This is a genomic window from uncultured Mediterranea sp. (assembly GCF_902493215.1).
Lineage (GTDB): Bacteria > Bacteroidota > Bacteroidia > Bacteroidales > Bacteroidaceae > Bacteroides.
On the sequence record NZ_CABUOL010000008.1, the window covers coordinates 51,725 to 74,922 of the forward strand.

The 23,198-nt window shown below is 53.8% G+C and carries 20 protein-coding genes; 16 read left to right on the forward strand and 4 right to left on the reverse strand.

The window, feature by feature from the left end; all coding sequences use genetic code 11:
* Positions 1 to 42: 42 nt before the first annotated feature.
* Positions 43 to 2,589: a DNA translocase FtsK 4TM domain-containing protein gene (locus tag RDO88_RS06790; protein WP_307758656.1), complete on the reverse strand. Its 2,547-nt coding sequence runs from the start codon at positions 2,587 to 2,589 to the stop codon at positions 43 to 45.
* 866 nt (positions 2,590 to 3,455) lie between these two features.
* Here RDO88_RS06790 and RDO88_RS06795 point away from each other — a divergent pair.
* Together RDO88_RS06795 and RDO88_RS06800 are read left to right on the forward strand one after the other, a co-directional pair.
* The gene (locus RDO88_RS06795) at positions 3,456 to 3,947 is read left to right on the forward strand and encodes a DNA-binding protein (RefSeq protein WP_288314934.1); all 492 of its coding nucleotides are present in this window, start codon (positions 3,456 to 3,458) and stop codon (positions 3,945 to 3,947) included.
* A gap of 151 nt (positions 3,948 to 4,098) precedes the next feature.
* Positions 4,099 to 4,197, forward strand: a complete 99-nt coding sequence (locus tag RDO88_RS06800) for a smalltalk protein (RefSeq protein ID WP_021846582.1) — start codon at positions 4,099 to 4,101, stop codon at positions 4,195 to 4,197.
* A gap of 93 nt (positions 4,198 to 4,290) precedes the next feature.
* Here RDO88_RS06800 and RDO88_RS06805 read toward each other — a convergent pair whose 3' ends face one another.
* Genes RDO88_RS06805 through RDO88_RS06815 form a run of 3 tightly spaced genes read right to left on the reverse strand, consistent with a single transcriptional unit; the run spans position 4,291 to position 7,870 of the window.
* The gene (locus RDO88_RS06805; protein WP_307758657.1) at positions 4,291 to 5,049 is read right to left on the reverse strand and encodes an HNH endonuclease; all 759 of its coding nucleotides are present in this window, start codon (positions 5,047 to 5,049) and stop codon (positions 4,291 to 4,293) included.
* Positions 5,049 to 7,043 carry a DNA methyltransferase gene (locus tag RDO88_RS06810; RefSeq protein ID WP_307758658.1) on the reverse strand — a complete coding sequence of 665 codons (1,995 nt, stop codon included), beginning with the start codon at positions 7,041 to 7,043 and terminating at the stop codon, positions 5,049 to 5,051. The genes RDO88_RS06805 and RDO88_RS06810 overlap by 1 nt, the downstream gene beginning before the upstream one ends.
* Positions 7,043 to 7,870, reverse strand: coding sequence for a TdeIII family type II restriction endonuclease (locus tag RDO88_RS06815; protein WP_307758659.1), 828 nt, complete (start codon positions 7,868 to 7,870; stop codon positions 7,043 to 7,045). Before RDO88_RS06815 ends, RDO88_RS06810 begins: the two co-directional genes overlap by 1 nt.
* 296 nt (positions 7,871 to 8,166) lie before the next feature.
* Between RDO88_RS06815 and RDO88_RS06820 the strand changes: the two genes are divergently transcribed.
* The 14 genes from RDO88_RS06820 (at position 8,167) to miaA (ending at position 23,190) form a co-directional block, all read left to right on the forward strand.
* Positions 8,167 to 8,739 (forward strand): DUF5063 domain-containing protein, encoded by a 573-nt coding sequence (locus tag RDO88_RS06820; RefSeq protein ID WP_307758660.1) that lies wholly within the window; start codon positions 8,167 to 8,169, stop codon positions 8,737 to 8,739.
* Positions 8,740 to 8,771: 32 nt separating this feature from the next.
* Positions 8,772 to 9,398, forward strand: coding sequence for a 3'-5' exonuclease (locus RDO88_RS06825; RefSeq protein ID WP_307758661.1), 627 nt, complete (start codon positions 8,772 to 8,774; stop codon positions 9,396 to 9,398).
* A 60-nt stretch (positions 9,399 to 9,458) separates the two neighbouring features.
* Positions 9,459 to 10,640 (forward strand): class I SAM-dependent methyltransferase, encoded by a 1,182-nt coding sequence (locus RDO88_RS06830; RefSeq protein ID WP_307758662.1) that lies wholly within the window; start codon positions 9,459 to 9,461, stop codon positions 10,638 to 10,640.
* 306 nt (positions 10,641 to 10,946) lie between these two features.
* Complete coding sequence (locus RDO88_RS06835; protein WP_307758663.1) at positions 10,947 to 12,203, forward strand: MFS transporter; 1,257 nt, start codon at positions 10,947 to 10,949, stop codon at positions 12,201 to 12,203.
* Between the two features lie 39 nt (positions 12,204 to 12,242).
* Positions 12,243 to 12,785 carry a bifunctional nuclease domain-containing protein gene (locus RDO88_RS06840; RefSeq protein WP_307758664.1) on the forward strand — a complete coding sequence of 181 codons (543 nt, stop codon included), beginning with the start codon at positions 12,243 to 12,245 and terminating at the stop codon, positions 12,783 to 12,785.
* Positions 12,786 to 12,797: 12 nt separating this feature from the next.
* Positions 12,798 to 13,502 (forward strand): 16S rRNA (uracil(1498)-N(3))-methyltransferase, encoded by a 705-nt coding sequence (locus tag RDO88_RS06845; protein ID WP_307758665.1) that lies wholly within the window; start codon positions 12,798 to 12,800, stop codon positions 13,500 to 13,502.
* A gap of 28 nt (positions 13,503 to 13,530) precedes the next feature.
* Positions 13,531 to 15,069 carry a DUF4836 family protein gene (locus RDO88_RS06850; protein ID WP_307758666.1) on the forward strand — a complete coding sequence of 513 codons (1,539 nt, stop codon included), beginning with the start codon at positions 13,531 to 13,533 and terminating at the stop codon, positions 15,067 to 15,069.
* Positions 15,070 to 15,085: 16 nt separating this feature from the next.
* Complete coding sequence (locus RDO88_RS06855; protein WP_307758667.1) at positions 15,086 to 15,730, forward strand: ATP-binding cassette domain-containing protein; 645 nt, start codon at positions 15,086 to 15,088, stop codon at positions 15,728 to 15,730.
* Positions 15,727 to 16,938 carry an ABC transporter permease gene (locus RDO88_RS06860; RefSeq protein ID WP_307758668.1) on the forward strand — a complete coding sequence of 404 codons (1,212 nt, stop codon included), beginning with the start codon at positions 15,727 to 15,729 and terminating at the stop codon, positions 16,936 to 16,938. The genes RDO88_RS06855 and RDO88_RS06860 overlap by 4 nt, the downstream gene beginning before the upstream one ends.
* A gap of 272 nt (positions 16,939 to 17,210) precedes the next feature.
* Positions 17,211 to 17,840, forward strand: a complete 630-nt coding sequence (locus RDO88_RS06865) for a hypothetical protein (protein WP_307758669.1) — start codon at positions 17,211 to 17,213, stop codon at positions 17,838 to 17,840.
* 21 nt (positions 17,841 to 17,861) lie between these two features.
* Positions 17,862 to 18,428 carry an RNA polymerase sigma-70 factor gene (locus RDO88_RS06870; RefSeq protein WP_307758670.1) on the forward strand — a complete coding sequence of 189 codons (567 nt, stop codon included), beginning with the start codon at positions 17,862 to 17,864 and terminating at the stop codon, positions 18,426 to 18,428.
* A 2-nt stretch (positions 18,429 to 18,430) separates the two neighbouring features.
* Entirely contained in the window at positions 18,431 to 19,390 is a 960-nt protein-coding gene (locus tag RDO88_RS06875) for a FecR domain-containing protein (RefSeq protein ID WP_307758671.1), read from the forward strand.
* The gene (locus RDO88_RS06880) at positions 19,383 to 21,818 is read left to right on the forward strand and encodes a TonB-dependent receptor domain-containing protein (protein WP_307758672.1); all 2,436 of its coding nucleotides are present in this window, start codon (positions 19,383 to 19,385) and stop codon (positions 21,816 to 21,818) included. Before RDO88_RS06875 ends, RDO88_RS06880 begins: the two co-directional genes overlap by 8 nt.
* 448 nt (positions 21,819 to 22,266) lie before the next feature.
* Positions 22,267 to 23,190, forward strand: a complete 924-nt coding sequence (gene miaA / locus RDO88_RS06885) for a tRNA (adenosine(37)-N6)-dimethylallyltransferase MiaA (RefSeq protein WP_307758673.1) — start codon at positions 22,267 to 22,269, stop codon at positions 23,188 to 23,190.
* Positions 23,191 to 23,198: the final 8 nt, after the last annotated feature.

A 23,198-nucleotide genomic window follows, 5' to 3' on the forward strand; every position in this document is an offset into this window, starting at 1 on the left:
ATTGAGAATTATCCATTATCCATTGTCAATTCTCCATTGACTTTACATTTTACTCAAAAAATCCTCCAGCGACACGATGTCCGTGAAGTAGACATCGCGCGGCTTGCTGCCCTGCGCAGGCCCTACGATACCCGCCTTCTCCAGCTGGTCCATCAGGCGGCCGGCACGGTTGTAGCCGATGGAGAACTTGCGCTGGATGAGCGAAGTGGAGCCTTGCTGGTGCGTCACGATCAGGCGCGCGGCGTCGTCGAAGAGCGGGTCCTTGCGCCCCAGGTCCACATCGCCCAGGTCGCCGCCGCTGGCGTTCTCGTCCACGTATTCGGGCAGGTAGAAGGCCGTGGGATAACCCTGCTGGCGGGCGATGAATTTCGTAATCTCGGCCACCTCGGGCGTGTCGATGAAGGCACACTGCACACGCACGGGGTCGGCTCCCTGCAGGAAGAGCATGTCGCCGCGGCCTATCAGCTGATTGGCGCCCGGCCGGTCGAGGATGGTGCGCGAGTCGACCATCGCCGACACACGGAAGGCGATACGCGCGGGGAAGTTGGCCTTGATGGTACCCGTGATGATGTTCGTCGTGGGTCGCTGCGTGGCGATGATCATGTGGATGCCCACCGCACGTGCCAGCTGGGCGATGCGCGCTATGGGCAGCTCCACGTCCTTGCCCGCGGTCATGATGAGGTCGCCGAACTCGTCGATCACCACCACGATGTAGGGCATGTACTTGTGGCCCTTCTCGGGGTTGAGGCGGCGGTTGATGAACTTCTCGTTGTACTCCTTGATGTTGCGCACGTGGGCTGCCTTCAGCAGGTCGTAGCGCGTGTCCATCTCCACGCAGATGGAGTTCAGCGTCTGCACCACCTTGGTGACGTCGGTGATGATGGGTTCGGCCTCGTCGGGCAGCTTGGCCAGGAAGTGGTGCTCGATGACGGAATAGATGCTGAATTCCACCTTCTTGGGGTCGACGAGCACAAACTTCAGCTCGGCGGGGTGTTTCTTGTAGAGCAGCGAGGTGATGATGGCGTTCAGGCCGACGGACTTACCCTGACCGGTGGCACCCGCCACCAGCACGTGGGGCATCTTGGCCAGGTCCACCATGAACACCTCGTTCGTGATGGTCTTGCCCAGGGCGATGGGCAGCTCGTAGGTCGATTCCTGGAACTTCTTGCTGCCGATGATGCTCTGCCCCGACACGATTTTGGGGTTCGAGTTGGGCACCTCGATACCGATGGTACCCTTGCCCGGTATGGGCGCTATGATGCGGATGCCCAGCGCCGAGAGGCTCAGGGCGATGTCGTCCTCCAGTCCGCGTATCTTCGAGATGCGCACACCCTGTTCGGGAGTGATTTCGTAGAGCGTCACCGTGGGTCCCACCGTCGCCTTGATGGAGCTGATTTCGATGCCGAAGCTGCGCAGCGTGCTCACAATCTTGTCCTTGTTGGCATTCTGCTCGTCCATGTCGATGGTAGGCTCGGCGTTGTCGTAGTGCTTCATCAGGTCCAGCGTGGGGAAGTGGTAGTTCTCCAGGTCGAGGCGCGGGTTGTAGGGCTCCAGCTCGGGTCCCTGGTATTCCTCGTCCTCGCGTGCCTCCACCTCGAAGGCCGGTTCGGCGGCCGGATCGGGAGCAGCCATTTCGGGTTCGGCCGTCTCCACCGTCATGGCCACGTCGCCTCCGTTCGTGCGCGGAGCAGGTGCCGTGCGGGGCAGGTCGTCCAGGTCGAGCGATATCTCGTGCGAGGCTTCTGCCTCGGGTTCTTCCGTTTCGGGTTCAGGTTCCTCTTCGGGCTCCTCGTGCCTGGGGGCTTCCGGCTCTTCCTCCTCCTTCACGGGTTGGGGCGCAGGCGTCGGTTCGGGTCGGCAGCGTCCGTCGGCCGTCCACGAGGTGGTAAACTCCTCGGGCACCTCGCCCTCAGCGTCCGCAGCTCCCTCCGCCCCGCGCTTCTTCTTGAGGAAGTCCAGCGCAAAGACGCCGCGCAGCCACACGATGGTTTGCGCACTGAGGTAGATGAAGAAGCAGATGGCCGTCACCAGCAGCAGCATCCACACGCCCGGCGCGCCGATCTGCGACACCAGCCAGCGGCTCACGTTGTAGCCGTGCATGCCGCCCAGGTAGATGAACGAGTCGGCATAGAGGCTGGCAAAGGCGAAGCCGAAGAACACCGAGAACCACACCAGCAGCAGCGTGCAGCAGATGAACCAGCGCCTCAGCCGCAGGTGCCGCACCTTCATGAGCTTCAGTCCGGCCGCGGCCATGAACACCAGGATGAAGAACGAGGCCACGCCGAAGCAGTCGTTGATGAGGTAGCTGGCCAGCTGTGCGCCGCGCGAACCCGCATAGTTCTTCACGCCGTTGTCCACCGCCATGAGGTCTTCGGAGCGCCCCGAGTCGATGACGCTCTGGTCCGCCGCCCCTGTGAAGAAGAACGACGAGAAGGCCAGCAGCAGGTAGACGGAGAAGATGACGAGCATCAGGCCCACGATGAAACGCAGTGTCTCGTTGTGCCAGGCGGCCGCCACCTTGCGGAAGAAGGAAGGCGATGCCGCCGTGTCTTTTTTATCTTTGTCCGATTTGTCTCTTTCTCTTTTCATTGTCTTTATTAGTAAGGGTCTATTTGTACGAGTTTTCTTTTTTTGCAGTACAAAAATACGGAAAAATAGGCGGAGAGACAAACGAAAAACCAAGTTTTCGGGGCCTCTTTTCCGAAGCACATCCATAAATATTATAAATACGCTGGTTATCAGCTTGTTGCAAAGGCATTTTCAAGCCTCCGAAAACACTTTTTCTTTTTCATACACCCCTGCCATACGGAGCCCTACCTCCTGCCTGCACCTTCTCCCCTCGCCCAATCCGGAATTACAGATTACAGTATCCCGATAATGAAAAACTGTCATTGTAGAAAATGCTATTACGAATTACAGATTACAGTTAGCCAAAATCGAAATGTGCGCGTCACTTATACAGTTATATTATATATATATTTATATATATAATATAAAATTCTGTACACACTTTTTTCAAATCGAAATTCGCTTACTGTAATCTGTAATTCGTAATAGCATGCTGTCTTTTCCTGAATTCAAAACGACTCTTACGAATTACAGATTACAGTTACCGAAAAATCTCTTTCATGCCACTTCATAAAGAGTGCATACGAAAGAGAATATCATGCCGCCTGTATAAAAACACTGCTTCCCGCGCGCGAAAACACCGTTTTACCATCTGTAAATCAATGCATTATTTTTATTAACACAATTCTTCAATCCGTTAACATGTTTTCACTTCCCAGCGGCCCGAATTTTTTGGCCGGCCGGAGAATACCCCTTATCTTTGCCTTCGTCAATGGATAATAGACAATGGAAAATGGATAATGAGCCAGCGGCCGGGGCACTATCAATTATCAATTCTCAATTATCCATTCCCAATTAACCAAACACAAATTTAAAACAACAAAGCTATGTCAACAATCGGAACATTGAAGTACAGACGTTATCAGGCCAAGTCGCCTCAGAACCCCGACGCACCCGCCAAGTGGTACGCCCGCGCCGTGCAGGACCGCACGGTGGAATTCGAAGACTTCGTCACCCACATTTCGGAACACAACTCGCCCTACTCCCGCGGCGTCATCCACGGCGTGCTCATCGACATGCTCTCGTGCCTCAAGGAGCTGGTGCTCGACGGCAAGTCCGTCCGCCTGGGCGACCTGGGCCTCTTCTCCGTGGGCATCTCCTCGAAGGGTGCCGACACGGCCGACGCCTGGGACACGAGTCTCATCACCGGCGTCCACCTGAACGTGCGCAACACCAAGAACTGGAGCAACACCGAGCTGCGCAAGTGCACCCGCGTCACCGAGCTGGCCGTCTACACCGCCGGCGGCACGCTGACGGACGACGGCACCGAGCCTGAACCCGGCGGCGGTGACGACGGACAGGACGAGAGCCCGCTGTAACACAGCGGTGAGCGGTGGTTATTTAGCGGTGAGCGGTGAGCGGTTAACGGTTAGTATGCTCACCACTAACCACTAATCACTCACCACTAATCAACGCCACCAACCGCTCACCACTAACCACTAACCGTTAATCACTAACCACTAAAAAAACATGGACAAGAAAACTATTTGGAAAACCATCATCCAGACGCTGGTCACCATCCTGACCGCCATTGGAACTACACTGGGCGTTACCAGCTGTATGATGTAGCCCTGCGCTGCATGCGACGACACAAGCACTGAATAAAACACCCGCTGCCTCGGAGATGAGGGGCGGGTGGTTTGCGTAAGCAGAAACCAATTATCAAGAATGGATTGATGCTATTTCTTTTTTGAAATCAGGTATCATTTCAGCTGTTATACTATTCTTATGAATTACACGATGGCAATTTGGACACACAGGCAGCAGGTTTTTGATAGCATCTTCAATAGTTTGTGTAACACCTGTATTTGAATATTGAAAAATAGGCTTCAAATGATGTATCTCAATGCAAGAACTTCCATATTTTTCACCATAATATGATTGAAATTCAAATCCACAACACTCACAAGCAATCGTTCCGTTATGGCTAAAATGCTCTATTGCTGCATTCCTTAGTTTTTGAGAACGTGCATAAGATGTATTTATTGAATATTTTTGATTACCTTCAGTAACAATTTCACGATATAAAAACATTGTCTTTTTCGTTGCTTTGGCAAGTTTGCCTAAAGACATTCTAATATCCTTATATTCGAAACCTGAAGATAATAAATACTGTATATTAAGTCTGTTTTGAGAGACAAACTCCATCCCTTTAGATGTAATCTGATACATTCCATCATTGCGATAGGTAACATAACCTTTTCTAAGCAAGGTGTCGTGACTCTTCAAATTACGGACTTTCTGCGAAAAATATGTATCAGAACGGTTGCTGAGTATTTCTGCATCAAGTCCGGTAGGTTTCATTAAATCTGTAAGCAATGGTATTAGTTCGGATGTATGAATACAACCATGCGGCTTTAGACTCATTAAAAACAAACTTGGTAGAATCAGTTCGGATTCTGTAATTCTTTGGTTTTCCATTAATAATTAGTTATTAATAAATGTGTAACTTTTTTTTCATTCCTATTCATAAAGCTCACAAGATACTCTTTATCAAAGGTGCGGATATTAATGCCAGGCCTGTCATAGAGACCATATATAAATTCTGTGTTTTTTATAATCAGCATCCATTTGGCCCTACAATCTTCTATCAAATAATTTGCAAGTCTCTTTTGGTCCTCCCGGGAAAATTCATTCTGTGCATACGTACTAAATTCAGAGTCATAGGGTGGATCCAAAAAGATAAAATCATCTATGGACGGCTGAGTCTTTCGTAAGAACTTCTCAAAATCAAGATTATAAATCCTTGCATTGACGAAATGACTACGCAGGGGTTTGGAACGATAATAGTTTAGTTTTTTCACCATAAATTTACTATTATATGCAATGCCGCCATAAGGTACATTAAAATCTCCACGGCTACTATATCTAAACATTCCACTATATGCATAATTACGTATAAAAAAGAAAAGAGCACAATGCAACGCTCCATTGGAGAGTGCCAACTCTGCATTATTATATAAATGACGGTAATTCATATAAACCGCACCTTTGATAGCAGTTTCTATGTTGTCATATAAATCATTCTCTGGAAGAATATGCTTTTCTTTTTCTAATTCATGCATCCTCATCATTTTACGAGAAAGGGTAGTTTCCATTTCCGTTAACAGAATACAAGGATATGCACTAAATTCTGTTCCGATTATATGAAGAATATCACTCTGTTTTTCAAAACAAAACTGATGAATGGCAGACTTCAACTCTTCTTTAGTCAATTCTTCATGCCTATAACGCAGATAAATATCAACAAGAAAAAGATTATCATGAAAAAATGCTTCTGCATTTTTCCACGAATTATCTATCTGTTCTACATATTGGAAAAAGAGTTCGTCAGCATTTGCAATACTATTATACAGAGATATAAGTTCATGCGAATAATCGTTGATATAATACTCTTTTGCCTTTATGCCCATAAAAACGGCCCCCCCACCTACAAAAGGTTCAAAAAATCGATTGAACTTAGGTAAGTTTGGTATAATATACTTCAATTCTTTTTCTTTTCCGCCAGGCCACTTCACAATGGGCTGCAATCCGGTTGAAACATTTATATCCTCCACTTTAGCTTCATTTTTGGAATTGAAAAAGTGATCCATTTCAAAAAATGACGTTTGATATGCAATGCCACCATCACGTACCTCAAAACATTTTCCCTCTTCGTATTGATACGGTTTCGTTTTCCCCATTTGTATATCTTCTTTTGATTGTAAAACTGTTTCTATTCGTTTCTTGGCTGCATCAAAATATTCATAATCCAATTCTACACCTATAAACCTACGCTCAAGTTCCAAGGCTGCTACACCTGTAGAACCGACACCCATAAACGGATCAAAAACAATATCATTTTTATTAGTTGCTATTCTTATCATCTTTTTTAATATAGACACTGGTTTCTGAGTAGGATGTTTAGGAGAGCTCAGACGTTCAGGACGCATGCAAATCGGACTTTCAATAAAATTATGCATCTCAGTTTGTGAAATAAAATTCCAGGTATGTTTTTTATTCCAACATGTGAATATCATTTCACAACTATTCAAGAATCCCGCCTTAAAAATTTTAGGTACAGGATTCGTTTTATGCCAAATCATGAAATTAGAAGTGTCGAACCTATGATCCAACACATCGTACCAACGGCCTAATTGGTTATAAGATGTAAAAATAAACAGATTTCCTGTAGGCTTCAAAATTCTAATAAAATCATCGGCCCATTCTTCTGGATTAAAATCAACCATATCCCATTCCGCTACGTCATTATTTATAGCAGATCGTTTAGGAAGAGGTATATTACCAGTAGAATGTCTCCCCAAATTATATGGAGGATCCGTAAGGATAAAGTCGATGGAATTATCAGGGATACGTTTTATCACATCTCTGCTATCTGCCCTCAACAAACATTTATGCCAATTTGGGTCTTTCATCACTCATTAGGAAGATAAGCATTCTTAATTCGTGCCAAAGATTCGATAATAAAATGTGCATTTTTCTTATATTCATCAAGCACAATTTCATACCCTCGCTCCGACTTACACACAAGGTTCCAAAATTTGCTACTAATAAGCAATTCCTCATCAGCAAAAAATTGACGTACACGCCCCTGTGTCCATGGCTTTCCTTCGCCATATCGATTATAGGCGGTTGCAAAACAAATCTTAATATTTTTTTCTGACCCAAGGGCATTGGCAAGAATACAATATTGTTCCAGCAAAGCTTCTTTTTCTGAACGGGCTTTTTTATTATCAAGGTCACCACCTATCTTTAACTCGATAAGGTAGTGCATCCCCGTCTCAATATCTTTCAGATAATAATCACTTTCATGACGTTTACTGTGTCGGGATGTTGATTTTTTGGAACTAATACCTACGTAATCAGAAACTTCGGGCTTTTTATGATTGATACCTTTTGTATTTTTATATCTTTCGAGGAGTTCAGCGATATAATCTGTCTGTTCTTGATAGATGGGGCCTTCTACATGCTGACTAACCTCATAATTTAAAGAAGCAATATTAATAGCCATCTTTTCCAACATGTTACCAAGACTGCTATCCAGCGAACGAGCAAGTGCTGAATAATATTGGATGTCCGCTCCAAGAGCTGCTATAAAAACATTATGTATCTTCATGTTGATAGTCCCTTCTTCATCATCAACCTCACTCAAATGACGGTCTGAAAATCCTGATGCATAAGCGTCAATCGCCTGTCTGATGACCGCACGAATTGCACGTTCCTTATTTACATTCTCAATCATTTTTCTTATTTTTTTAGTAATATAGCAACTCATATAAACTTACGGCAAAAGCCTCAAAATTCTTAATATAGAAATTCACTAAAATCAATCCGTGACAAAATTACATTATTTTTCTAATAATACGCGTTGTTTTTGTGAAAATCATTGAGATTCTTCGCCCCGGCTCAGAATGACAGGTGGGGATAGAAGAATAAGACAGGCGGCACCTCGGCCATGCAAAACAATAAGCGAGCTTATTTTTTGCATTACGCTCGGTTTGCACTATCTTTGCAAAACGTTACAATAAAAATACAGGTATGAAGAAAAATAGCCAAGTGATATTCGACCGAAACGTGATAGAGTTCGTCACCGTGGCGGCCGAGTTCTGCAAGTTCGTCGAACAGGCCGAGGGAAGCAAGCGCAAAGCCTTTGTGGACACCACCCTGAAGCTGCTGCCACTGCTCTACCTCAAGGCGTCCATGCTGCCGCCCTGCGAAACCATCGGCGACGAGGCACCCGAAACGTTTGTCACCGAAGAGACCTACGAGATAGTGCGCATGAACCTGGCCGACATACTGGCCGACCGAGACGACTATCTGGACGTCTTCGTGAACGACATGAAGTACAGCGACCAGCCCATCACCCGATATATCTCCGAAGACCTGGCGGACATCTACCAGGACATACGCGACTTTATCTTCGTCTTCCAGCTGGGACTGAACGAGACGATGAACGACTCGCTGGCCATCTGCCAGGAGAACTTCCGCCTGTACTGGGGGCAGAAGCTGGTGAACACGCTCCGAGCCCTGCACGAGGTGAAGTACGGCGCACAGGACGACGAGGAGGACGGAGAGGAAGTTGAGAGTGGAGAGTTGAGAGTGGAGAGTTGAGAGTGGAGAGTGAAAAAAGAAAACTGAACCGTATGATTATAAAAAGAACCATTGCCAAAGAGGTATTGAACGATCTGCCCAAAGCGGCCTTCCCCGGCCAGATACACGTGGTGCAGACACCGCAGGAAGCCGAAAGGGCGGCCGCCTACCTGAAGACGTGCCCCATCGTGGGCATCGACACCGAAACACGCCCCTCCTTCAGCAAGGGACGCGTCTATAAGGTGGCGCTGCTGCAGGTGTCGTCCGAAGACCACTGCTTCCTGTTCCGCCTGAACCAGACGGGGCTGACGATGCCGATTATCGGCCTGCTGGAAAGCCCGAATATCACGAAAGTGGGCCTCTCGCTGCACGACGACTTCATGATGCTGCACAAGCGCGCCCCCTTCGAGCCGCGGGCCTATGTGGAACTGCAGGAGTATGTGCGCCCCTTCGGCATCGAGGACAAGAGCCTGCAAAAGATCTATGGCATCCTGTTCAACGAAAAGATATCGAAGTCGCAACGCCTGAGCAACTGGGAGGCCGAGACGCTGACGCAGCCGCAACAGCTCTACGCCGCCACCGACGCCTGGGCCTGCCTCAACATCTACCACAAGCTGCAGGAGCTGAAGGAGACGGGAGAGTTTGTGATTGAGAGTGGAGAGTTGAGAGTGGAGGGTTGAAAATCCATATCTGATATTTCATATTTGATATTTAATATTTGACATTTGACATTTGAAATCATGTATAAAGTATATCTGAAACCGGGCAAGGAAGAGTCGCTCAAGCGTTTCCACCCGTGGGTATTTTCGGGCGCCATCGCCCGCCTGGACGGAGAGCCCGAGGAAGGCGAAGTCGTGGAAATCTATACGTCGAAGAAGGAATTCATCGCCAAGGGGCACTTCCAGATAGGAAGCATTGCCGTGCGCGTGCTCTCCTTCCGACAGGACGAGGCCATCGACAAGGACTTCTGGAAACGGCGCCTGACCGTGGCACGCGACATGCGACGCAGCATCGGCATAGCCGGCCGCGAAGACAACAACACCTACCGCCTGGTGCACGGCGAGGGCGACAACCTGCCGGGGCTGGTAGTCGACGTGTATGGACGCACGGCCGTGATGCAGGCCCACTCGGCCGGCATGCACCTGGACCGCATGACGATAGCCGAAGCGCTGGCCGAGGTGATGGAAGGCGAAGTGGACAACATCTATTATAAATCGGAAACCACCCTGCCCTTCAAGGCCGACCTCTACCCCGAAAACGGCTTCCTGAAGGGAGGTAGTGCCGACAACGTAGCCACGGAGTATGGACTGAACTTCCACATCGACTGGCTGAAGGGGCAGAAGACGGGCTTCTTCGTGGACCAGCGCGAGAACCGCGCCCTGCTGGAGCGCTATGCCCGCGGACGCAGCGTGCTGAACATGTTCTGCTACACGGGGGGCTTCTCGGTCTACGCCATGCGCGGAGGGGCCAAGCTGGTGCACTCGGTGGACAGCTCGGCCAAGGCCATCGACCTGACGAACAAGAACATCGCGCTGAACTTCCCCGACGACACGCGCCACGCGGCCTATGCCGAGGATGCCTTCAAGTTTCTGGACCGCATGGGCGACCAGTACGACCTCATCATCCTGGACCCGCCTGCCTTTGCCAAGCACCGCGACGCCCTGCGCAACGCCCTTCAGGGCTACCGCAAGCTGAACGTCAAGGCGTTCGAGAAAATCAAGCCGGGCGGCATCCTGTTCACCTTCTCGTGCTCGCAGGCCGTCAGCAAGGAGAACTTCCGCACGGCGGTGTTTACAGCAGCGGCCATGTCGGGACGCAACGTGCGCATCCTGCACCAGCTGACGCAACCGGCCGACCATCCTGTAAACATCTACCACCCCGAAGGCGAGTACCTGAAAGGGCTGGTGCTGTACGTAGAATGATACTTTTTCCACTGAAAGGAGGCCCAAAAGGCCTCTTTTTGTTAAATAGTGCAAATGAAATGCATTTTTATGCTCAATTGTTATGTTGTATAACATAAAACCCATATCTTTGCACTGTGTTTTTCATGGTATTAGATTTAAGGTTAATAAAGATTGGGTGTCTGGGATAGATACCCTTCTTTTTTTTTATACCTTTCCCACCAAAGAAAAATGAATGCCCGCTTGTTTTTCTCCCCTTGGTATTGTACTTTTGCAAGGTTATGTTGAAATATAAATTTGTTAATTTTTAAACGCCAAGCAGAAACTATGAATATCAAGATTCGCTTAGTCATCATGAACTTCCTGCAGTTTGCCGTGTGGGGAGCCTACCTGACATCCATGGGCAGCTACCTGGTCAATGTTAACCTTGCATCGCACATCGGCATCTTCTATGCCATGCAGGGCATCGTGTCTCTCTTCATGCCCGCCATTCTGGGCATCATCGCCGACCGCTGGATACCCGCGCAGAAGCTTTTGAGCATCAGTCATTTCATTGCAGCCGCATGCATGGGGCTGACAGGTTACTATGGCATGACAAGCGGACAGGACGTGGCCTTCGGACCGCTCTTCACCTTCTATGCCCTGAGCGTGGCCTTCTACATGCCCACGCTGGCACTCTCGAACTCTGTGGCCTACACGGCACTCGACAAGGCGGGGCTCGACACCATCAAGCACTTCCCGCCCATACGCATCTTCGGCACCATCGGCTTCATCTGCTCCATGTGGATGGTAGACCTTCTGGGGTTGCAGAACAACTACGGGCAGTTCTTTGCCTGCGCCGTCATCGGGCTGGTGTATGGCTTCTATGCGCTGACGCTGCCTGCCTGCCCCACCAGCAAAGGCGGACAAAGCAAGTCGCTGGTCGAAGCGCTGGGATTGCGTGCCTTCACCCTCTTCCGCCAGAAGAAGATGGCCATCTTCTTCATCTTCTCCATGTTGCTGGGCGTGTCTCTGCAGATTACCAACGGATTTGCCAACCCCTACATCTGCAGCTTCGGCAGCATACCCGAGTATGCCGAGACCTTCGGCGTGCAGCATGCCAACATCCTGATATCGCTCTCGCAGGTGTCTGAGACGCTCTGCATCCTGCTGATACCCTTCTTCCTGAAACGCTTCGGCATCAAGTATGTGATGCTCATCGCCATGCTGGCGTGGGTATTGCGCTTCGGCCTGTTCGGAGCAGGCAACCCCGGCAGCGGTGTGTGGATGTTCGTCCTCTCGATGATTGTCTATGGCGTGGCGTTCGACTTCTTCAACATCTCGGGCTCGCTCTTCGTCGACCGCGAGACGAGCAAGGATATCCGCTCGAGCGCACAGGGACTGTTTGTCATCATGACCAACGGCTTCGGCGCAACCATCGGCACGCTGGGTGCACAGGCGGTAGTGAACCACTTTGTGGACTTCAGCAGCGAGGCGCCGCAGGTAGAGCAATGGCAGTCGGCCTGGTTCACCTTTGCAGCCTATGCACTGGTGGTGGCCGTGGTCTTCGCGCTGGTCTTCAAGTATAAGCATCAGAAACAATAACTCTGCTCCACACAATCAAAAAACAAAAACGGCACTGATATGAACAGAAACAAAGTGGAAATGCGCGTGCTGAGCGTGTCCTACAGCCAGGAGCAGGCAGGGGCCTATGCCCTGCTGCTGGGCGAAGTGGACGGCCCGCGCAAGATGCCTGTCATCATCGGCACGGCCGAGGCGCAGGCCATTCTGCTCGAAATCAGGGGAATCAGGTCGCCCCGCCCCCTGACGCACGAACTGTTCGCCTCCGTGCTGGGCGTGTTGGGAGCCCGCCTCCTGCGCGTACTTATATATAAAGTGGAAAACGGCTTGTTCTACTCGTACCTCTACCTGCAGTCGGGCAACAACATCATCCGCGTGGATTCGCGTACAAGCGACGCCGTGGCCATGGCCATGCACATGCAAAGCCCCATACTGGTGTACGAGGACATCCTGAACGCCGAACGCATGAAGACGGACGACGAAGAGGAGGACCAACCCACCATCGACTCCATAAGGAAGGCGCTGGACGAGGCCATCGCTCACGAAGATTATGAGAAGGCTGCCTCCCTGCGCGACATGATAAACCATCTGAAGGACCCTAAATAACTCCATATACAAATGCACGTATTCTACACCCCCGACATACAGACACGCGCCGAGCTGCCCGAAGAAGAGGCCGCACATGCCGTGCGCGTGCTGCGCCTGCAGGAAGGCGACGAAGTGACGCTGACCGACGGAACTGGCAACTTCTACCGCGCCGAAATCAGCGCGGCTTCGAACAAGCGATGCCTGGTGAACATCCTCGAGACCCTGCCGCAGGAACCGCTCTGGACTGGTCATCTGCACCTGGCCATGGCGCCCACCAAGAACATGGACCGCACGGAGTGGCTGGCCGAAAAAGCAACGGAAATAGGCTTCGACGAGCTGACGTTCCTCAACTGCCGCTTCTCCGAGCGCAAGGTCATCAAGACCGAACGCATCCAGAAGATACTGGTGTCGGCCGTCAAGCAGTCGCTCAAGGCCCGCCTGCCGAAGCTGAACGAAATGACGGACTTCCACAAGTTTGTGAAGCAGCCCTTCGAGGGGCAGAAGTTCATCGCCCACTGCTACGAGGGCGAGAAACCGTTGCTCAAGGACGTGCTGAAGCGGGGCGAGGATGCGCTGGTGCTCATCGGCCCTGAAGGCGACTTCAGCGAGGAGGAGGTGAAGCTGGCCGTGGAGCAGGGCTTCCAGCCCATCAGCCTGGGGCGCTCGCGCCTCCGCACAGAAACAGCCGCCCTCGTGGCCTGCCACCTGATGAACCTCTGTAACCAAATCAACTGAAAATTATCCATCAAAAAACTTTCATCACATGAAAATCCGTTTGTTCAACCAATTGTGTGCCGGCTTAGTGGCACTTGTGCTGGCCGGCTCGTGTTCGTCACCCGCCAAGTACACCAATGCCATCCCGGCAGAGTCTACCGAAATCGTCTCCATCGACCTGCAATCGCTGGCCGTCAAGGCTGGAGCCAGCGACCCTCAAAACGCTGAAGCCTTGCAGAAACTGAGCCAAACCCTGACGAGCGGTGTGAGCGCCGACGCCCAAAAGGCCTTGGAAACCATCCTCAAGAAGCCGTCGGAGTCGGGCATCGACTTCGCACAGCCTGTCTACATCTTCCATTCGTCGGAGACAAAACAACAGGGATTCATCGCAGCCATGGCCGATGCCGACAAGCTGAAAGAGCTGCTGAAGGCCACACAGAGCGAAACGCAGATGGCCGACGTGGCCGAAAAGGACGGCTACAGCTTCAGTTACAACGACCGTTCGTTCCTGGCCTTCAACGCCACCACGCTGCTCGTGCTTCCCTCGACCGACACACCCGACATCGCACAGATGCACCAAAATGCCTCTACTCTGTTGGGGCAGAGCGAAGAGCAGAGCGTCAGCAGCCAGACAGCCTTCCAGCAGATGCTGGAAAGCAAGGGCGACATCCGCGTGATGATGACCACAAGCAGCCTCTTCAAGCTCTACCAAGACCCGATGCTGATGGCAATGGCCGACAGCATGAACCTGCAGAACATCAAGTACGTGGGCGGCTTGTCGTTCGAACCCGGTCAGGTAGCCATCAACGTGAGCTACACCTCGGACGACCCCAAGGCTCAGGAATATTTCGAAAAGCAGCTGAAGGCCACACGCCCCATCCAGAATACCTTCGCGCCCTACTTCCCCCAGTCTACCCTGCTTTACCTCAGCCTGGGCCTCGACGGCAAGGAGCTGTACACCCAGCTGGAAGAACATCCGCAAATCAAGAAATCACTTTCTGCCGAAAACATGGAACTGCTGAAGCAGCTGGTGTCTTCGTTTGAAAACGATTTCACGCTGGGTATCACTGGTGTAGACGCCCATGGCAACCCCACGATACTGGCCTATGCCGAAACCAACAACGCCGACCTGCTGAACCAGCTGTACGAAGCCGGCAAGAAGCAGGGGGGCAACGACCTCACCAAGCTGGACAACGGCGACTACCTGCTCACCGACAAGGGCCTGAAGGTGTACATGGGCATGCGCGGCAAGCAGCTCATCATGACCAACGACCAAACCCTGTACAACAACGCTGGCAAGGAAAGCAAGCCCTCCCTGCTCGAGTCGTCCTTCGCCAAGGAAGTGCAGGGACAGCGCTTTGCCACCGTCATCAATACCGAAGCAGTCTTCGGCCTGCCCATCGTCAAGCTGGCCACAGGCTTCCTCAGCCCCAAATACCGCGCCATGGTGACCGCTGCCGAGAACATCTCCTACCTGAGAATGAGCAGTGAAGGCAAGACGGGCCTCTTCGTTCTGCAACTGAAGGACCGCGAAACCAACGCACTGAAACAGATTGTAGACCAGGTGAAGACACTGGCCAACCTCTAAAAAAGAACCTGCATCCATGGATACCATCCATCTGCAACACACCCTCCCGCAGGTCTTTGCCGGTCGCGATGCCATCACGTCGGACGTGTGGCATCGCGACCTCGTCTTCGAACGGGGCAAGCGCTACCTCATCGAGGCCGCATCGGGCACAGGAAAGTCGTCGCTGTGCAGCTACCTCTACGGCTACCGCAACGACTACGAGGGCATCATCTGCTTCGACGGGCAGAACATCCGCTCGTTCAAGGAGGCCGACTGGACACGCCTGCACCGCCACTCGCTCAGTATCCTCTTTCAGGAGCTGCGCCTCTTCGGCGAACTGACTGCCCTCGAAAACGTACAGCTCAAGAACCGCCTGACGCGCTTCAAGAGCCGCAAGGAGATAGACGCCCTCTTCGACGCGCTGGGCATCGGCGACAAGAAGCATCAGGCGGCAAATCTGCTCTCCTTCGGCCAGCAACAGCGTGTGGCCTTCATCCGCTGCCTGTGCCAACCCATGGACTTCCTGCTGCTGGACGAACCCGTCAGCCACCTCGACGAAGCCAATGCCGCCACCATGTCGGCCCTGCTCCACGAAGAGGCGGACAGGCAGGGGGCAGGTGTCATCGTGACCTCCATCGGCAAGCACCTCCCTACCGACTATAACTGTGTACTGAAACTATGAACAGACTCGTTTGGAAACTCCTCCGCCGCCACATCAGCGGCGCCCAGCTGGCGGGCTTCTTCCTGGCCAGCCTCTTCGGCATGAGCATCGTGCTGCTTGGCATCCAGTTCTATCGCGACGTGGCGCCCGTCTTTACGCAGGGCAACAGCTTCCTGAAGAAGGACTACCTCATCGCCACCCGCAAGATAAGCACGCTGGGTAACCTGACGGGGCGGAGCAACACCTTCAGCCCGGCCGCCATCGACGACCTGCGGAGCCAGCCCTTCACACGCAGCGTGGGAGCCTTCACGCCCTCGCTGTTCAACGTGTCGGCCGGCCTGGGTATGCAGGAGGCAGGCATCCGTCTGTCTACGGAGATGTTCTTCGAGTCCGTGCCCGACGCCTACATCGACGTCAGTCTCGAACGCTGGCACTTCGATCCGCAAAGCCGCACCATCCCCATCATCATCCCCCGCAACTACCTCAACCTCTACAACTTCGGTTTCGCGCAGAGTCGTAGCCTGCCCAAGCTGTCCGAGGGGCTGATGAACCTCATCCAGATGGACATCCGCCTGAGCGGCAACGGGCTGACAGAGCTTTTCAAGGGGCAGATTGTGGGCTTCTCCAACCGGCTGAACACCATCCTCGTGCCCCAGGCCTTCATGGAGTGGGCCAACCAGCGCTACGCCCCCGGCCGCGAAGCGCAGCCCTCGCGCCTCATCGTCGAGGTGGACAACCCCACGGATACCTCCATCAACGAATACTTCAGCCGCAAGGGCTACGAAACCGAGGGCGACTCGCTCGACGCAGGGCGTGCCACCTACTTCCTGCGCCTCGTCACGGGCATCGTGCTGGCCATCGGAGGCATCATCAGCCTGCTGGCCTTCTTCATCCTGATGCTCAGCATCTTCCTGCTGTTGCAGAAGAACCGCGACAAGTTGCAGAACCTGTTGCTCATCGGCTATGCTCCCGCGCAAGTGGCCCTGCCCTACTGTGTGCTGACGGCCGGCCTCAACCTGGCCGTGCTGTTGCTCTCGGCCGTCTGTGTGGTGTTGTTGCGCCAGGCCTACCTGCCCTTCCTCGAAGAGCTTGTGCCCCAGCTCGAAGGCCGCTCCCTGCTGCCCACGCTGCTGACGGGAGTCGCGCTCTTCCTCCTCGTCTCGGCGCTCAACATGCTGGCCATCCGCCGCCAGTTGCCCAGGCTGCTCTCCAAGCAGGCCCGCCACTGACCTCCCTTGACAACCAAGAAAGCATTGTTTTCCTCCAGAGAAAGCAATGCTTTTTTTCTGCCAAAACACTGCTTTTCCTCCCAAGAATCAAGCCCCTATATCCTGCCCCAGGATGCTTCTGAACGGGAAAAACGAAAAAACACAAAAAAATTTTCCTCCAGGCGTAGGGGATTTTTCGAAGTGCTGCGTTATACCAGTGAAAGCAGCCCGGCCGGATGCTCTCAAAAAGAGACAAGTCAATAAGAGTATTTATACCTAAACGAACAAAAATTATGAAATTCAAATTTATCGCATTATCTTTGTGTATGGTTGCAAGTGTTAACATCGTCAAGGCTCAGGGTACTGACAAGTCGTCCTACCAGCCCGACAATCGCCACGAATTCCGCATCGCCGCCAGCGACGGACTGACGCTGACATCGGTCGACGTGCTGGGTATGGGAATAGCCGACGCCCTCACCGGTACCAAGCGCTCCGACGAAAAGGCCACGATGGTCTACAGCGTGGGCTACCGCTACGCCCTCAACCGCTTCCGTCTGGGAGGTGACCTGGGATTTGCCAAAACCAGCAGCCAACTGACACTGAACGGCGAGACCTCGCCCTCCATCAAGGAGAAGGAACTGAACTTCCTCGTGCTGCCCACGGCCGAATTCATCTACTTCAAGCGCCGTCTGGTAGAACTCTACGGCTCGGCATCGGCAGGTGTCAACCTCGTGCGCCACACCGAGAAGGGCCTCACCGATGCAGGCAAGGCCGCCGCACAGAAGACCGACCTCTCCACCAACTTCGCCTATCAGGTGAACCCCATCGCCATCCGCGTAGGCAACGACCGTGTAGGCGGCTTCATCGAGGGAGGACTGGGACACAAGGGCTTCCTCACGGCAGGTGTCAGCCTGAGATTCTAATCCTTTAAAAAAGACAACGCAATGAGTACAGACAGGAAAGAACTTTTCAAGGTCCGTTTCGAGCGACACTATCCGAGGCTATGCTCCATAGCCTACGGATATGTGGCCGACCGCGACGACTCGGAAGACATCGTCCAGGAGACGTTCATCCACATCTGGGACAAGGGCAAGGACGAGATGTCCGAACAGGACTTCGTGGCCTACCTGACCACCGCCGTCAAGAACCGCTGCATCTCCTTCCTGCGGCGGAAGAAGGACGACACCGTGTCCATCGACGACCTTCCGCTGGCCGACCAACATCCCGCCGACGACCTTCCCGCCGACGGCGAAGCGTCCCGCTCGCCCGAAGAAGTGCTCGAGGAAGCCCTCGCCACCCTGCCCCCCAAGTGTAAGGACATCTTCCTGATGGCCAAGCTCAAGGGCATGAAGTATCGCGAGATAGCCCGCGCACTGGGCATCTCCGAGAAGACCGTCGACAACCAGATGACGAAAGCCGTGAAGCTGCTGCGAGCCTATGCGGCCGAAAATCCTTTCCTGATGACTGCCATCGGCGCCATCGTTTTATCCATCCTTGTAAACTGCCACTGATCATGAAACAGAACGAAGACATCAACGACCTGCTGGCCCGCCACCTGGCTCACGAGAGCATGACCGAGGCACAGCAACAGCAGCTGGACGCATGGATAGCCGCCAACCCGACGGAGTACCGACGCCTGATGCGACTGACCGACGCCCTCCGCCCGCAAGCGGACGAAAGCGACTTCGACGCCCGCCAGGCCTGGCTGAAGGTGGAGCCGCATCTGAAAGGCAGGACGATGGAGCTGCACCGCAAACGCCGCTTCATCACCTTCTGCTCCATTGCCGCCTCGCTGCTGCTCCTGCTGGGCACGGTCACCGTCTACCTCTTCCGCCAACCTGCCGTGCACTACGTGAACAACGGCCAGACAGCCCGCCACCTCCTCCTGCCCGACAGTTCGGAAGTGACCCTCTACCCGAAGACCACCCTGAGTTTCCGCTACGGAGCCCATCATAGCGAACGCCTGGCCCGCCTCGAAGGCAAAGCCTTCTTCCACGTGAAGAAAGCCGCCGGCAAGCCCTTCCGTGTGGAGACCGAAGAAGTGGAAGTCGAAGTGCTGGGTACCTCGTTCCTCGTAGACGCCACGCACACAGAGCGCACCGCCGTCTTTGTGGAAAGCGGCCACGTAAAAGTCACCGCCGACGACAACGACCTCGAACTCCACGCCCACGAAAAGGCCGAACTCAGCGACGGCAGCCTGCAGAAAGGCGTCATCGACGACCCGGCCACCTTCTTCAACCGCAAAAAACCGAAGATGGTGTTCAACCAAACGCCCATCGGAGACGTTATAAAGGAAGTGGAGAAGCACACGGGCATCCGCATCGAGCTGGGACGGGGTGTCGAAGAGAATACCGTCACCACCCGCATCGACCCCGACGATGCCGAGGGCATCGCGGCCGAACTGGCTTTCCTCTGCGGATGCAAGTGCGACACGCTGAAACGTGGAAAACTTTACCGGCTACACTATGAGTAGAAAAAAACGGGGCCTGCTGGCCCTGCTGACATTCTTATTTGCCACGCTGCTGCACAGCCAGGAAATCCCTGCCGGGCAGCCGATAGCGGAAGAGCGGATCCAGGTGACCGCCTCTTCCGCTACCGTCTTGCAATGGTTCGGGTACATCGAACGCCAGCTGGACCTCACCCTGTCCTACAACCCTTCGCTCATCGACCTCCAAAAGACCTGCCGCATCACCGCTTCGGGGCAGATGACCGTGCCCCAACTGCTCGCCCTGGTGCTGGAAGGTTACCGTTTCCGCACCACCTTCATCCCGCCGCGCAAACTGGCCATCCAGATTCATCGCCCGCAGACCTACTGCCTCAGCGGAAGCGTCTCGGAGGAAGGCAGCGGCGAACGGCTCTATGGGGCCGTCGTGGTGCTGGACGACGGCAAAGAAGGCAAGTGGCACGCCCTGACCAATGCCGACGGGCGCTTCCGCCTCTACCTGCCCGAGGGTTACTACCGTATGAACATCAGCTACATGGGCTATCAGCCCTACAGCCAGCCCGTCCGTGTGGACCGCGACCGCACGCTCCGTCCGTCGCTCACCCCCCAACTGTTCGAGATAGCCGAAGTCACTGTGAAGTCCTACAAAAACGGCGACGAGCTGGGCGAACTTACCCCCTCGAACCTCCTGTCGTTCAGTGGCAACGACCTGTTTTCACAAATCTGGATACTGCCGGGCGTGACGGGTCTCCCCACAGGCTACAACTTCCAGGTGGACGGTGGCAGCAACGACGAGAACCAGCTCCTGCTGGACGGCGTGCCTGTCTACCACCCCGGGCACATCAATTCCCTGCTGCCCGTGTTCAATGGGGATGCCGTGAAGAACATGGTCTTCCACAAAGGGTTCTTCCCCACTCGCCTCGAGGGCCGGCTCTCGTCGGTCACCGAAGTCAACCTCAAGGAAGGCAACCTGCAGGAGCACGTCCGCACCCTGACGCTCGACATGCCTGCCGCAGGCATCACCCTCGAGGGGCCCATCCTCAAGGACAAGCTGTCCTACTTGGTGAGCGCCCGCCGCAGCTGGCTCGACTTCTTCGACAACCTGCTGTCCGAAGACAACCGCATGAACCACTCCACCTACGACTACAACGCCAAGCTGTCCTACCACCTGTCGCCCTCCAGCACACTCCGCCTCATGGCCTATGGCGCGCAGGACGGTTACCACCTGCCCTACGACGAGAGCGGTGACAAGCTGACTGCCCTCCAGTGGACCAACCAGGCCTATCAGGCATCGTTCAACACCTCGTACGGCAAGCTGGGGCACACCACTTCCGTGTTCTACACCGCCCACTCCAACCGCGCCAACGCCGCCCTGCTGGGATTTGATACGGAGGAGTACATCCGCAGTGGCATCCGTTCGCTCAACGCCACCACTGAGTTTACCTTCAGCCCCGAAAATGCCTATACCGCCCGCTGGGGAGCCAAGTATGCCTACGAGGTCTACGAACTGGCCGAGCAGGACGACCTGCTGCGCACACGCCACGAACCCGTCCACCAGTTCTCCCTCTTCTACGACAACCTGCTGCGACTCACTCCCCGCCTCACGGCCCAGGTGGGCGTACACTTCGTGGGCTACCTGCCCCGCCACCACCGCTCCTACTACAGCATCCAGCCTCGCTTCTCGCTGAAGTACCAGCCGGCGGAAAAGGAACTCTTCTACCTCCACTTCTCGCGGATGGAGCAGTTCTACCACTACCTGCGTTTCGACTACCTCTCCCTGCCCACCGACTTCCGCATGCCCAGCATCGACGGCTTCAGGCCGCGTTCGTCGGAGCACTACGAAGCCGGATGGAAACATTTTCTGGAGAACGGCCAGATTGACGTATCGGCCTACTACAAGACGCGCCGCCACGTCGTGGCCCTGAGCCCCGAAACCTTCATCGAAGATGACCAATGGGACCAATACATCATGACGGGCAACGGCGACAGCTATGGTGCCAAGGCCTACTTCTACAACACCTGGAAGCGCTGGACACTCCAGTTGTCCTACGCCTATACGCGGAGCCGCGAATGGTTTCCCCAGCTGGAAGACCGCGGCAAGTTGCCTTCGCTCTACGACATTCCCCACCAGCTGGGAGCCGCCCTCTCCTGCCAGATAGGCCGCCACTCTTCCCTCTCGCTGGGCGGTACCGTTCGCTCGGGGCGGATTATCGAGTTGGACGAATTTCTCGACCCGCTTCCTGCCGACCGTTTCCGCACCGAGCGCGAACACACCCGTTACCGCCTGGACGCAGGCTACTCCTTTCGGAAAGACTTCGGAGCCGACAAGCTGCTGTTGCTCCGCCTGGGCCTGTACAACATCGTGGGCAATCCGTCCGAAGAAGAGGTCCTGAGCTACTACTCCGTCCACTGGTATGGCAACTGCCTGCCCTACGCCTCGGTCAGCTTCAAGTTCTGACAAACAGAACGTATACAAGCGGCCGGCAGGATGTAGATTTCCTGTCTGCAGACCGTACGGTTCCTGAGGGTATGTCAAAATAAATCCATCATTCCAACATCATTGACCCAAATTCCACCGAACAAACTTCCGAATGCTTCTATGGGAATGTTTCAAACCCAAGGGGGGAATGTTTCAAACATTCGACCCCTATGTTTCAAACATAGAGGGTTTAGGGTTTAAACCCAAATTCAGAACGGCTTCATACAAAATCGGAAATCTTTTCTATAATGTAATTCTTTTTCACCATCATTATCATCGCATAACGGAGAAGCAGACAGAAGAACCACCCTAAAATCAAAAATTATCCGAACATCCCCTGTACATCGTTCTATTTCCTTGCGTTTTACCGAGGTTATTCCAAAGAAATTGCGTAAGTTTGCCGACAATCGAAAAAACAACGATACGTATGCCAAACTACGACCTCATCGCCATTCTGGGCCCCACGGCCTCGGGCAAGACTCCCTTTGCGGCAGCACTGGCGGCCACGCTGGGCACGGAAATCATCAGTGCCGACTCGCGCCAGGTGTACCGCAGCATGGACCTGGGCACAGGAAAAGACCTGGCCGACTACCGCGTGGACGGACAGGATATCCCCTACCACCTGATAGACATCGCCGAGCCGGGCTACAAGTACAACGTCTTCGAGTACCAGCGCGACTTCCTGACGGCCTACGAAGACATCCGCCGCCGGGGCATGACGCCCATCGTCTGCGGAGGCACAGGGCTCTACCTGGAAGCGGTGCTCAAAGGTTACCGCCTGCTGCCCGTACCCGAGAACCCCGAGCTGCGTGCCAGCCTGGCAGACAAGTCACTGGAGGAGCTGACCGAAATATTGAAGACCTACAAGACCCTGCACAACACCACGGACGTGGACACGGCCAAACGCGCCATCCGCGCCATCGAGATAGAAGAATACTACCTGCATACGCCCGTGGACGAACGCTCGTTCCCCCAGCTGAAGAGCCTCATCATCGGCGTGGACATCGACCGCGACCTGCGCCGCGAGAAGATAACCCGCCGCCTGAAGCAGCGGCTGGACGAAGGGATGGTGGACGAAGTGCGCCGCCTGCTGGAGCGGGGCATTGCAGCGGAGGACCTCATCTACTACGGACTGGAGTACAAGTACCTGACACTCTACGTCACCGGCCACCTGACCTACGACGAGATGTTCCACGGGCTGGAGACGGCCATCCACCAGTTCGCCAAGCGGCAGATGACATGGTTCAGGGGCATGGAGCGGCGCGGATTCACCATCCACTGGATGGACGCACGCCTGCCCATGGAAGAAAAGATTGCATTTGTCAAACGAAAACTCGAAGAGAATTTGTAAATTTGCAG

Bases quoted from the DNA above. Each gene is read 5' to 3' on its own strand.
- RDO88_RS06845 (WP_307758665.1), top strand. From the start codon at position 12,798: ATGCACGTATTCTACACCCCCGACATACAGACACGCGCCGAGCTGCCC.
- RDO88_RS06865 (WP_307758669.1), top strand. From the start codon at position 17,211: ATGAAATTCAAATTTATCGCATTATCTTTGTGTATGGTTGCAAGTGTT.
- RDO88_RS06880 (WP_307758672.1), top strand. From the start codon at position 19,383: ATGAGTAGAAAAAAACGGGGCCTGCTGGCCCTGCTGACATTCTTATTT.
- RDO88_RS06830 (WP_307758662.1), top strand. From the start codon at position 9,459: ATGTATAAAGTATATCTGAAACCGGGCAAGGAAGAGTCGCTCAAGCGT.
- RDO88_RS06850 (WP_307758666.1), top strand. From the start codon at position 13,531: ATGAAAATCCGTTTGTTCAACCAATTGTGTGCCGGCTTAGTGGCACTT.
- RDO88_RS06840 (WP_307758664.1), top strand. From the start codon at position 12,243: ATGAACAGAAACAAAGTGGAAATGCGCGTGCTGAGCGTGTCCTACAGC.
- RDO88_RS06805 (WP_307758657.1), bottom strand. From the start codon at position 5,049: ATGGAAAACCAAAGAATTACAGAATCCGAACTGATTCTACCAAGTTTG.
- RDO88_RS06800 (WP_021846582.1), top strand. From the start codon at position 4,099: ATGGACAAGAAAACTATTTGGAAAACCATCATCCAGACGCTGGTCACC.
- RDO88_RS06860 (WP_307758668.1), top strand. From the start codon at position 15,727: ATGAACAGACTCGTTTGGAAACTCCTCCGCCGCCACATCAGCGGCGCC.
- RDO88_RS06820 (WP_307758660.1), top strand. From the start codon at position 8,167: ATGAAGAAAAATAGCCAAGTGATATTCGACCGAAACGTGATAGAGTTC.
- RDO88_RS06795 (WP_288314934.1), top strand. From the start codon at position 3,456: ATGTCAACAATCGGAACATTGAAGTACAGACGTTATCAGGCCAAGTCG.
- RDO88_RS06825 (WP_307758661.1), top strand. From the start codon at position 8,772: ATGATTATAAAAAGAACCATTGCCAAAGAGGTATTGAACGATCTGCCC.
- RDO88_RS06815 (WP_307758659.1), bottom strand. From the start codon at position 7,870: ATGATTGAGAATGTAAATAAGGAACGTGCAATTCGTGCGGTCATCAGA.
- RDO88_RS06875 (WP_307758671.1), top strand. From the start codon at position 18,431: ATGAAACAGAACGAAGACATCAACGACCTGCTGGCCCGCCACCTGGCT.
- RDO88_RS06835 (WP_307758663.1), top strand. From the start codon at position 10,947: ATGAATATCAAGATTCGCTTAGTCATCATGAACTTCCTGCAGTTTGCC.
- RDO88_RS06790 (WP_307758656.1), bottom strand. From the start codon at position 2,589: ATGAAAAGAGAAAGAGACAAATCGGACAAAGATAAAAAAGACACGGCG.
- miaA (WP_307758673.1), top strand. From the start codon at position 22,267: ATGCCAAACTACGACCTCATCGCCATTCTGGGCCCCACGGCCTCGGGC.
- RDO88_RS06810 (WP_307758658.1), bottom strand. From the start codon at position 7,043: ATGAAAGACCCAAATTGGCATAAATGTTTGTTGAGGGCAGATAGCAGA.
- RDO88_RS06870 (WP_307758670.1), top strand. From the start codon at position 17,862: ATGAGTACAGACAGGAAAGAACTTTTCAAGGTCCGTTTCGAGCGACAC.
- RDO88_RS06855 (WP_307758667.1), top strand. From the start codon at position 15,086: ATGGATACCATCCATCTGCAACACACCCTCCCGCAGGTCTTTGCCGGT.